The sequence below is a fragment of the Acetobacter sp. DmW_125128 genome (assembly GCF_008704325.1).
Taxonomy (GTDB): Bacteria; Pseudomonadota; Alphaproteobacteria; order Acetobacterales; family Acetobacteraceae; genus Acetobacter; species Acetobacter oryzifermentans.
In genome coordinates, this window is sequence record NZ_VHOP01000049.1 from 75,600 (window position 1) to 86,945 (window position 11,346).

Consider the following 11,346-nt stretch of genomic DNA (forward strand, 5'->3'; position numbering starts at 1 on the left):
GCAAGGAGCAAATGATATGGCTGATGACCACGACCCCACACAGGACGAATCCCTTTTCCCGGCCACCAGCCTGCTGCCTTATGAACGCTGGTTGAACGATGCCTCACGCAGCGTGATGCTGAATGCGCTCGAACATGTGAGCCGTGAAGGGCTTGCAGGAGAGCACCATTTCTATCTGACTTTCCTTACGGATTTTCCCGGCGTGGATATTCCTGCCCGACTTCGCGCCCAGTATCCGCATGAAATGACCATCGTGCTCCAGCACCAGTTCTGGGATTTGAAGGTGGACCGGGCAGCCAAAACTGTTTCTGTCGGCCTTTCCTTTGGGGGTGTTGGCTCCATACTGGTTATTCCCGTGCAGGCCATTACTGGGTTTGCTGATCCTGCCGTAAGGTTCAGCCTGCATTTTGCTGCCATGGAGCCAACGGAGGAACCCACACCGGAAGAACCCACCACTGGCCAGCCCGAACAGGACAGGCCGGAGGAAAGCGACTCGTCCTCACAGGTCGTGAGTCTTGACGCTTTCCGCAAGAAAGGACCATCACCCGCCTGAAGCCCCGGCGCAAACGGGGCCAGGTTGACGGAGAAGACACGAAGAAATGACCAGCCAGCCCCCTCGCCCCCCGGTGCCGGAATTTGCCTATTCTCCCCTATTCCCGCTGGGAGAGGATAAAACCACCTATCGCAAGCTGGATCTTGCGGGTGTGAGCACATCACAGTGCGGTGGCAAAACCGTGCTGCATGTTACCCCCGAATCCCTTACAGAACTAACAGCGCAGGCTTTTCATGAAGTGGCGCATTTTCTGCGGCCAGCACATCTGGCGCAGCTTGCTTCCATTCTGAAAGACCCCGAAGCTTCGGATAATGACCGCTTTGTGGCGCTTGATCTGCTGAAAAATGCCTGCATTGCAGCAGGTGGCGTGCTGCCCATGTGTCAGGACACTGGCACCGCTATTGTGTTCGGCAAAAAGGGCCAGCGCGTCTGGGTGGAAGGGAACGAGGAAGTTGCCTTCTCCAAGGGGGTGTACGAAACCTATACACGCACCAATCTGCGCTATTCCCAGATGGCGCCGCTAACTATGTTTGATGAAAAAAACACCGGCACCAACCTGCCCGTTCAGTGCGATCTTTTTGCCAGCCCCGCTGGTGAGCACGATGAACAGATGGATCTGATGTTCGTGGCCAAGGGGGGGGGCTCTGCTAACAAAACCTTCTTGTTCCAAGAAACACGCGCCCTGCTGGGGTCTGAACAGCAGTTGCTGGATTGGCTGGACACCAAAATCAAGACGCTTGGCACATCTGCTTGCCCGCCGTACCATCTGGCCATTGTTATTGGCGGTATGTCTGCTGAACAGACACTCAAAACAGTTAAGCTGGCTTCCACCCACTGGTACGATTCCCTTCCAACCAAAGGGGATATGACCGGCCACGCCTTCCGTGATGTTGAGATGGAACAGAAGGTGCTGGAACTTACCCGCAAGTTGGGCATTGGCGCACAGTTTGGTGGTAAATATTTCTGCCACGATGTGCGCGTTATCCGCCTGCCCCGGCACGGTGCATCTTTGCCTGTTGGCATTGGCGTTTCCTGTTCGGCAGATCGGCAAATCAAGGCACGCGTTACAGCCGAAGGTTTCTTTCTGGAACAGTTGGAGCATGACCCTGCCCGCTTCCTGCCTGAAACCACAGATGAACATCTGGAAGGCGAAGCCATCAAAATCGACCTGAACCGGCCGATGGATGAAATCCGTAAGGAGCTTTCCAAATATCCCGTCAAAACCCGTTTGGCTCTTACAGGTACCGTGGTGGTTGCGCGTGACATTGCCCATGCCAAATTCCGCGAACGCCTGCAAAAAGGCGAAGGCCTGCCGCAGTATCTAAAAGATCATCCCGTTTATTACGCAGGACCGGCCAAAACGCCGGCTGGCATGCCTACAGGCTCCTTTGGCCCCACAACTGCTGGCCGTATGGATTCTTACGTAGCAGAACTTCAGGCCAATGGCGGTTCCTACGTCATGCTGGCTAAAGGCAACCGCTCCAAGGCCGTAAAGGATGCCTGCCAGAAATATGGTGGCTTCTATCTGGGGTCTGTTGGCGGCCCTGCCGCACGCTTGGCTAAAGACTGCATCCGCAAAGTAGAAGTGCTGGAATACCCCGAACTGGGTATGGAAGCTGTCTGGAAAATTGAAGTAGAAGATTTTCCTGCGTTTATTGTTATTGATGATAAGGGCAACGACTTCTACGCTGAGTTGTAAGACAGCAGCCTTGGCCCCTTTGCTGCAAAGGGGCCAACAGCAAGGGAGCGATGCGGTTTCATGCGTTTTACAGTAGATCGGTTAGACCATGTGGTGCTGACCGTAAGGGATGTAGAAATTTCTGCCTCATGGTTCCAGCGCGTGCTGGGGATGGATCGGGAAGAATATGGCCGTAACAATCGCACGGCGTTACGTTTTGGGGGGCAAAAACTTAATTTGCGCCCTTACAACGCCGAAGGGTGGGAAACTGCCACCCACGCCCTACCCGGTGGAAACGATTTATGTTTTGTAACTGCCATTACCAGTGAAGATGTTTGCGAACACCTAAAAACCTGCGGTGTGACCATTGTAGAAGGCCCCGTGGCACGTCTGGGTGCATTAGGCCCTATTACATCCGTTTACTGCCATGATCCGGATGAAAATCTTATCGAAATTGCATCTTATCAAGGTTAAAAAATGGCTTCCCTCTTAAGTTTTATAAAAGAGGGAAGCCTGTCATTTTCAGCCTTTACGGCGCACGATTGATGAAGGTTGTTGCGCAACCTGTTGCAGCCACCCACCATGAAAACCAGCTTGAAGCAGGCCGCGGCGAATAACGGTGCTTTGCCGCATTGTCTCCCACACAAGGCCACTTCGCCAGTTTTCCACCATCAGCAAAATAGGCCCTTGGTCGATACCCAGGTAAGTATTATCCGCCCAGTAATCCTGCTTTGCATCATGAAAGCTGGGATTGAACGAATCTGCAAAACCATATTTGTCATAAATATGATTTCCGTATTTGCTTTTCATGGTGCGTAGCGCTGGAATAGCAATTTCTGGCGCAAAGGCAACAGAACCACCGGCTGCCGTTGGGGCAATGGTGCCATCATCCTGCGTATAATCACGCCCAACACCGCGTGCACTGTAAGACAGAAAATGGCGTGTCTGCCCGTTTTCTGTTTTGGTCACATCGCCGGGGCCATCACTGGCTGTCAGGCCCCATGTATTGGCATCGTATCCCTGCCATTTACCGGGGTTAGACACAGCATAATTACGTTGTGCATACACAGCGCGCCGGCTGTTTTCAAAATAATCAATGCCCTTGCTGCTAATCCAATTATCCTGAATGCCACGGAAATCTATCCACGCGTGGGAATACTGATGCCCAAACAACGGCGCAAAATTCAGGAATGTCTGCCCGTATTCCTCGCCCCATCGCTTATCATTTGTTGCCAACCACGCCTGCCAAGAAGCAGGCTGCAAGCCATGTTCTGGGGCACCTAAAGCAAGAATATACAGCATCATCCCTTCGCTGTACCCTTCCCAGTAATTGGGAAGGAAACCATGCTCGGGTGACCACCCCATGCTCAACCGATGGTCGGGACGTTCCATCCACTGCCAGTCCACCCGATTAAAAAGTTGGTCTGAAAGCTGGCGAATTTCTTTTTCCTGCGTTGTATCCTGCGTATAAAAATTACGACAGAACAGAACACCCTGCATTAATAATGCGGTATCAATACTGGAAAGTTCAATATCCGGATTCAGACGCAAGCCTGTGCGGTTATCCAGAAAATGATAGAAAAACCCGTGATAACCAGAAGCTTTGTCCGCACTCTCATTTTGCGGTAGTTTCCACATATAGCGCAGCGTTGTAAGCGTACGTTCTACAGCCTGCTGCCGCGAAATATAATGGCGCTTAACACCAATACCATAAGCAGTCAGGCCAAAGCCTACGGAAGCAACACTATCCTGCTTTTGATCTGATGGATAGCGATCTGGAATAAGCCCCGTAGCCGGATCTGCTGAATCCCAGAACCACTGGAATGTACGGTGTTCCAGATCCGATACCATCGCCACATCAGCCGGTGTGGGAACATAAGCCTGTGGTGCCTGCCCAGAAGGTGCAAGCGCATAGGCCTGCCCACTGATACTGGCAACGCCAACAAAGAGGCTTCCGGCAAGGAGCAAAGCCCCTGTTTTTAGAAAAGATTTTCTTTTTTCAGAAATATCCGGCTTTTTACTTTTCCATACATCAGGCACGCACTTTGTTTTCATAACCGCCAAAAATCCGATTGTTACCCCAAACCGCCCCGACCATTACGTTACAAAACCGCACTGCCACGGCTTGTATGCAAGACGCATGAAAACATTCCAGCAACTGTGCAAAGTTCCCACAAACGTGAGCATGAAACACAGAGCATGCAAAAACAATGCTTTTCAGGATAGATTTTTTGCGGTGCGCACAAGCGGAAAACGCATAAAGCACTTTCCGCCCGCACCTGAAAACAAGTTCTGATAATGAAATTATGACTGACGATAACGGAAGATATTCAAATCAGCCGTATCAATATCTGGCTTTTTGTTGGACATAAGATCCGCCAAAACTTTGCCAGATCCACATGCCATAGTCCACCCTAACGTACCGTGCCCAGTGTTCAGGAACAGATTATCCAAGCCTGTGCGTCCGATAACTGGTGTGCCATCTGGAGTCATTGGGCGCAGCCCTGTCCAGAAAAGCGCCTGCTCTACATCGCAACATCCAGGAAACAAATCTGTTACGGAATGTTCCAGCGTTTCACGCCGTGGCTTACGTAAACGGCGGCTAAAACCAGCCAATTCCGCGGTGCCCCCAATACGCACTCTGTCTCCCAGCCGAGTAATACCAATTTTGAATGTTTCATCCATAATAGTAGAAACCGGCGCAGCATCTGCATTTTGAATAGATGCTGTTAAAGAATAACCTTTTACAGGATATACTGGAAGATCAATCCCCAAAGGCCGTAGAAGGGCGGGAGAAAAACTGCCTAATGACAGCACATAGGAATCTGCGGTTAATACACCGCGAGACGTTTCTACACCCGTAACACGCCCACTTTCTGAACGAATGCGGCGCACAACCGTATCGTACAGAAACTTCACGCCTGCTTCCTGCGCCATACTGGCCAAACGCTGTGTGAACTTAAAGGCATCTCCGGTTTCATCACCCGGCAAACGCAAACCACCTACAATCTTCTGGCGAGATGCGGCTAAACCTGGTTCGGCAGCCACGCAACCTTCTACATCCAAAAGTTCGTAGGGCACATTGTATTGTTTAAGAACAGCAATATCCTTGGCTGTTGCATCAAGCTGTTTCTGGGTTCTAAAAACCTGTAGCGTGCCCTGCTGGCGGTCATCATACGTAATGCCTGTGCTGGATCGTAAATCCTGCATCACATCACGGCTATATTCTGCCAACCGAACCATACGGCCCTTATTGCGATCATACGCAGCAGCCGTACAGTTTTCCAACATCTGTAAAAGCCATTTCCACAAATGCGGGTCTGGCATTGGCCAAAACACAAATGGCCGATATTTCATCATCAACCAGCTAATGGATTTTAGCGGCACACCCGGCCCTGCCCATGGCGCAGAATAACCGGGGGAAACCTGCCCCGCATTAGCAAAACTGGTTTCCATACCAGCTTCCGGCTGGCGGTCCACCACTGTAACCTCATGCCCTGCCTTGGCCAAATACCAGGCAGATGTAACCCCTACAACACCACTTCCCAGAACCAGAATTTTCATTTCTGCTTATCTTTCTGTTGGGTAAACTGTTCAGGCAGCCGTTGTGTAAACACGGTGATAACGCCGCCCCAGAGATGTCAGTACTTCGTAACCAATTGTGCCTTCTGCTTTGGCTACAGCATCCACGCCGTAAGACGCGTTTAAAAGTTCCACCATGCTATCTTCCTCCAGCAACCCTTCGGGCACTTCAGAAAGATCAACAGTCATGGAATCCATAGAAATGCGGCCCAGAATTGGCAGCCGATACCCTTTATACCAAGCACAGCCAGCTGCAGCCCCTGCACGGGCAAAGCCATCTGCGTAACCAGTTGCAATGGTGGCAACACGGCACGGACCATGAGCCTGCCATGTCAGCCCGTAACCTACCCGATCCCCTTTGGATAAATGGCGAATTTGCAGAATATGGGCTTGCAGGCCAACCACTGGCTTAAGTGGGTTCTCACCCTCATTTTGTGGTGCCACGCCATATAAAGCCGCACCAGGGCGCACGAGATCAAACTGAAACTGCGACCCCAGAAAAATGCCAGATGAGGCAGAAAGGCTTAAAGCTGCTTTGGGCAGCATACGTGCATATACCTCAAACCGTTCACGCTGCATGGTATTTGCTGGGTTTTTTGGAGTATCTGCGCAAGCAAGATGGCTCATCACCAAGCTGACGGATAAGCCTTCCAGCAGTTCTGGAGATACTGCCAGTTTATGGATATCAGCTTCTGAAAGGCCAAAACGAGACATGCCCGTATCAAGCTGAATGGCCACATCCAGCGGCTTATCTATTTTGGCTGCCAGCTCTCGCAAAACAGCAAGCTGTTCTAAACTATTCAGAACAGGCCGCAAATTATTGCGTACACAAACTTCAGCTGCATCTGGCCGAGGGCCATGCAACACCGTTACCGATGTTGTGGAAGATAGATAGGGCCTAAGAGCAAGTCCTTCATCTACGTGTGCAACAAAAAAATGTTCTGCACCCGCTTTTTCCAAAACGGGAGCCACCTGCGCAACACCCAGCCCATAGGCATCTGCTTTAACCACTGCGGCGCAAACTGTTTTGCCCAATCGGCCTTTAAGGTAACGGTAATTTTCAGCAATGGCGGATAGATTAACCGTAAGAACTGCCCCAGCGCGAGATGCTGGCCACAGTGTTCTAGCTGAGGACGAAACAGTATTCACAACCGCCACCCTTATTTGTTTCGATTCCAGAATTTTAACAGGTATTTTATAAGATATCCTGTCTGTGTGTTGCAGAATATATTATTTTTCCTATATTTTAGAATAAAATTTCAATATCAGCCCACAAAAGGCAGATTATGCCAGACCGTGTAACAGAAGCTATTTTACGGCACCTTGAACATAACGGCCGCCTAAGCAATGCTGAACTGGCTGAAAAAGTGGGCCTTTCGCCTTCTGCTTGCCTGCGCCGCGTGCGCATGCTTGAACAGCAGGGCACCATACAAGGCTACCGCGCCCTTATTACCCGGCAAAAAAGCCCAGCAGTTGCCACGATTATTGTGCAGATCACGCTGGAGAAGCAGACAGAAGAATGCCTTCGGCGTTTTGAAAGCCGCATCAAGGAATGTGCCGATGTTAAGGAGTGTTACCTAATGACAGGTGATGCCGACTATCTACTACGCGTAGAAGCCCGAGACATGCAGGATTACGAACGTATCCACAAAGAGGAATTATCCCGCATGCCCGGTGTTGTGCGTATTCAAAGCAATTTTGCCATTCGCCCCGTTGTGCAGCAGGGCAAATGTAACTGAACGATTAGTCTTCCGGTTCTTCATCTTCCGAGGAAGCGCCCAAATCACGCTGCACTTCGGGTGAGCGCAGCAGTGTATCCATATGCATGGCCGTATCCAGCGCTGTATCTGGCTGGAAATGAAGCTCCGGCACAGTACGCGCACGTATTTTATGCGCAAGCTGTGTTCTTAACCACGGAGCCACCCGCTTTAACGCAGGTAGAAGCTCAGCAACATCACTACGCCCCAAACGAGTAATAAAAACCGTTGCGTGACGAAAATCTGGAGAAAGCCGCACCTCTGTTACCGTAAGGGCAACATCTACCAGATCTGGATCACGAAACGTGGTGCGTGCAAAAACTTCAGCCAGCACACGCCGCACTTCTTCCCCTACCCGCAACTGACGCTGCGATGGGCCAGATGGAGCAAGACCGGCGAGATACCCCGCCGGCCCTGCTACTTTACTGCCTGATCCGTTCTTACGGCTCATGCTGGAACCAGCTCACTTTCAAAGCATTCCACCACGTCGCCTTCGCGCAGATCATTGTAGCCTGCAAAGGAAAGGCCACATTCGTAACCTTTGCTGACTTCCTTCACATCGTCCTTGAAACGCTTGAGCTGGCTCAAATCACCTTCATGAACCACTACGCCGTCACGCAGCAGACGCACGCCACAGCCACGTTTGACAACGCCTTCTGTAACGTAACAACCAGCCACCTTGCCCACCTTGCTGATTTCGAACACACGGCGGATTTCGGCATAGCCAAGGAACTTTTCGCGATGCTTAGGTGCCTGCTTACCGCGCACAAGCTGTTCCACATCATCAGCAACCTGATAGATGATGGAATAGTAGCGGATATCCACACCTTCGCGCTGCGCCAGTTGGCGCGCCTGTGCTGTGGCACGCACATTGAATGCAATAATCACTGCATCCGATGCCTTACCAAGCTGCACATCGCTTTCCGTGATCTGACCAACAGAAGCATTAAGAACGCGAACGCCCACTTCTTCATTTGCCAGCTTGAGCACTGTTGTCTGAATAGCTTCCGCAGAACCTTGAACGTCTGCCTTGATCAGAACAGAAACTTCTTTCTGATCACCCGCCTGAATACGGGCTAGCATCTGATCCAACGTGCCACGTGCAGCAACCTGACCAGCCACCTGATGTTCTTTCAGCTTACGCTGACGGAACTCGGAAATCTCACGTGCGCGGTTTTCGTTTTCAACCACCACGAACGGAGCACCAGCAGATGGCACACCAGAAAGACCCAGCACTTCAACCGGCATGGAAGGTCCTGCATCCGTAACCTGGCGGCCACGATCATCCAGCAGAGCACGCACCCGGCCCCATTCGGTGCCCGCAACCACGATATCGCCTTTATGCAGCGTACCTTTTTGCACCAGCACAGAAGCAACAGAGCCGCGACCACGATCCAGACGGCTTTCAATAACAGCACCTTCAGCAGCCCGATCTGGGTTGGCCTTCAGTTCCAGAATTTCTGCCTGCAGAAGAATGGCTTCTTCCAGCTTGTCCAGACCAGTGCGTTTAAGAGCGGAAACTTCGATATCCTGAACGTCACCGCCCATGGATTCCACCACAATTTCGTGGCTCAGAAGTTCCTGACGAACCCGGTCAGGTTTAGCGCCCGGCTTGTCGATCTTGTTGATAGCAACAATCATCGGCACGTTTGCAGCCTTAGCGTGCTTAATGGCTTCAACCGTCTGAGGCATAACACCATCATCAGCCGCCACAACCAGCACCACCACGTCCGTAATGGATGCACCACGAGCACGCATAGCCGTAAAGGCTTCATGGCCCGGGGTATCCAAGAATGTGATCTTGGAGCCGGAAGGCAGAGTAACCTGATAAGCCCCAATATGCTGGGTAATACCGCCTGCTTCTCCACCCGCAACGTCTGTTGTGCGCAGAGCATCCAGCAGAGATGTCTTACCGTGGTCAACGTGACCCATGATTGTAACAACTGGCGGACGCGGACGCAGAGCTTCTGGTGCGTCTTCCACACCTTCAATCCCCAGTTCAACGTCTGCTTCAGAAACACGGCGCACGCGATGGCCGAATTCTTCAACAATCAGTTCTGCTGTATCTGCATCAATCGTCTGGGTAACTGTTGCCATCACGCCCATTTTCATCAGCGCTTTGATAACTTCACCCTGACGGGCAGCCATACGGTTTGCCAGTTCCTGCACGGTAATGTTTTCCGGCAGAACCACATCACGCACAACCTTCACCTGATCGGAACGCAAACGTTCCAGTTCAGCCTGACGGCGTTCACGCTCGCGCTGACGACGGACAGATGCGAGTGACCGCGTCTTATCATCATCACCTTCAATCGCAGCCTGCACGTCAATACGGCCTGCACGACGGCCACCACCAACATCGGACTTACGCCCACCACCACTTTTACGATGGTTACCAGGTGGCGCCTTGCGAGATGCACCACGGCGCGGCGCATCGTCACTTTCCATGTCACGGCCGCTACGCAGACGCAGTGTTTGCGCTGCCGCTGGTTCTTTTTCCTTAGCTTCAGCAGGCTGAGAGCGTGAGGGAACAGGCTTCAGCGGCTTGGCGGGCATAATTGCACGTTCAGCCAACGGACGCAGGCGCCCAACCGGCGGAGCCAGTGTGACTTCACCCGGAATGGGCACAGCCGAAACAACTGGCTCTTTCACGGCGATAGGCTGAATGGAATCAATGCGTGATTTACGCTCTTCCTCTTCAGCGGCAGCCTTTGCTGCTTCGGCTTCTTCAGCCGCGCGCTTATCTTCCTCTTCCTTACGGCGCGCTTCTTCAGCAGCCGAAAGAATACGGATTTTTTCAGCTTCGCGCTGCTCGGCTTCACGCCGGGCGGCTTCTTCCGCTGCTTTTTTCTGTTCCGCCAGCACACGCTGACGCATGGCCAGTTCAGCGGCTGTTAGCGTACGACCGCCACCGCGCGCTCCACCGGCACGTCCGCCAGAACCACCCGGGCCGGCACCACGTTTTTTGCGCACTTCAACCTGCACAACCTTGGAACGGCCATGACTGAAACTCTGCCGCACGGACCCGGCATCAACCGTCCGTCCGACCTCCGAACGCCCTGCCGGCCGAAGGGACAAACGCCCCTTACCCTGATCCTGATCCTTGCCTTCGCTCATTGACCCGCCTGTTCACACCCATGCGCCGGAAAGGTCCGGGGCATGCGAGGGCCGCCTTCAGCAACCCCCGTAAAACGCTTATTCTCACAACGTAAGCGCTGTGCCAGCCCTCCGGCTGAAAGCGCCACGTTCACCACTCGTTCCCGCCCAAAAATCTTTGCCAGATCTTCAGATGACAACGCCTCAACGACAGGAATATCGCGTTGGCCGGAAACCAGCCTCTCCCGCTCTTCCCTGCTTCCATCCAGTGCATGAACAACAATGGCAGCTTTACGCTGCACCAGCCATTCCCGCACCTTCATAAATCCACTTGTAGCCTGACCAGCTCTGCGAGCCAGCCCTACAAGTTCACTCATCCGCCGGAGCAGTCCTGTTTCTACACGGGCTACTATATCTTCCGGCACCTTAACCTGTTGGCGTGCGGCGCGTGAAAAAACGCCCCGAACACGCGCCTGTTCTATCACATCCCGGCGGGGGCTCAACCATATTCCCCGCCCCGGCAGACGTGCATCTAGATCAGGCACCACTTCACCAGATGGTGAAATCACAAACCGGATCATTAAAGAAGGTTCACCTTCTTCACGCGTTACCGCGCACCTCCGAAGGCTGCCTTTCTCTTCTGTTTCTGGCAAGAAATCACCACCCACTTTATATCAGGC

10 protein-coding genes are annotated in these 11,346 nt (G+C 52.4%); 4 read left to right on the plus strand and 6 right to left on the minus strand.

Annotated elements, in window-relative coordinates:
- Nucleotides 1-16 precede the first annotated feature (16 nt).
- The 3 genes from FKW19_RS13250 to FKW19_RS13260 are packed head-to-tail and all read left to right on the plus strand — an operon-like array spanning nucleotide 17 to nucleotide 2,705.
- Nucleotides 17-553 (plus strand): SspB family protein, encoded by a 537-nt coding sequence (locus tag FKW19_RS13250; protein ID WP_089179745.1) that lies wholly within the window; start codon nucleotides 17-19, stop codon nucleotides 551-553.
- A 46-nt stretch (nucleotides 554-599) separates the two neighbouring features.
- Nucleotides 600-2,252 carry a fumarate hydratase gene (locus tag FKW19_RS13255; RefSeq protein ID WP_006115076.1) on the plus strand — a complete coding sequence of 551 codons (1,653 nt, stop codon included), beginning with the start codon at nucleotides 600-602 and terminating at the stop codon, nucleotides 2,250-2,252.
- 60 nt (nucleotides 2,253-2,312) lie between these two features.
- Entirely contained in the window at nucleotides 2,313-2,705 is a 393-nt protein-coding gene (locus FKW19_RS13260) for a VOC family protein (protein ID WP_006115077.1), read from the plus strand.
- A gap of 48 nt (nucleotides 2,706-2,753) precedes the next feature.
- On the opposite strand, the gene FKW19_RS13265 is transcribed toward FKW19_RS13260, so the two are convergent.
- The 3 genes from FKW19_RS13265 to alr all read right to left on the minus strand — a co-directional run bounded on the left by FKW19_RS13265 (nucleotide 2,754) and on the right by alr (nucleotide 6,971).
- Nucleotides 2,754-4,286, minus strand: coding sequence for a glucoamylase family protein (locus FKW19_RS13265; protein WP_089179746.1), 1,533 nt, complete (start codon nucleotides 4,284-4,286; stop codon nucleotides 2,754-2,756).
- Nucleotides 4,287-4,535: 249 nt separating this feature from the next.
- Nucleotides 4,536-5,795: a D-amino acid dehydrogenase gene (locus FKW19_RS13270; protein WP_089179747.1), complete on the minus strand. Its 1,260-nt coding sequence runs from the start codon at nucleotides 5,793-5,795 to the stop codon at nucleotides 4,536-4,538.
- Between the two features lie 30 nt (nucleotides 5,796-5,825).
- Nucleotides 5,826-6,971 (minus strand): alanine racemase, encoded by a 1,146-nt coding sequence (alr, locus tag FKW19_RS13275; RefSeq protein ID WP_089179748.1) that lies wholly within the window; start codon nucleotides 6,969-6,971, stop codon nucleotides 5,826-5,828.
- A 128-nt stretch (nucleotides 6,972-7,099) separates the two neighbouring features.
- Between alr and FKW19_RS13280 the strand changes: the two genes are divergently transcribed.
- Nucleotides 7,100-7,552: an Lrp/AsnC family transcriptional regulator gene (locus FKW19_RS13280; RefSeq protein WP_006115081.1), complete on the plus strand. Its 453-nt coding sequence runs from the start codon at nucleotides 7,100-7,102 to the stop codon at nucleotides 7,550-7,552.
- A gap of 4 nt (nucleotides 7,553-7,556) precedes the next feature.
- Here FKW19_RS13280 and rbfA read toward each other — a convergent pair whose 3' ends face one another.
- From rbfA to FKW19_RS13295, 3 genes are read right to left on the minus strand one after another with little or no spacing between them, the layout of a single operon-like run.
- Nucleotides 7,557-8,021, minus strand: a complete 465-nt coding sequence (gene rbfA / locus FKW19_RS13285) for a 30S ribosome-binding factor RbfA (RefSeq protein WP_006115082.1) — start codon at nucleotides 8,019-8,021, stop codon at nucleotides 7,557-7,559.
- Nucleotides 8,018-10,687 (minus strand): translation initiation factor IF-2, encoded by a 2,670-nt coding sequence (gene infB, locus FKW19_RS13290; protein WP_006115083.1) that lies wholly within the window; start codon nucleotides 10,685-10,687, stop codon nucleotides 8,018-8,020. The genes rbfA and infB overlap by 4 nt, the downstream gene beginning before the upstream one ends.
- Nucleotides 10,684-11,334 carry an RNA-binding protein gene (locus tag FKW19_RS13295; RefSeq protein ID WP_035352270.1) on the minus strand — a complete coding sequence of 217 codons (651 nt, stop codon included), beginning with the start codon at nucleotides 11,332-11,334 and terminating at the stop codon, nucleotides 10,684-10,686. Before FKW19_RS13295 ends, infB begins: the two co-directional genes overlap by 4 nt.
- Nucleotides 11,335-11,346 lie beyond the last annotated feature (12 nt).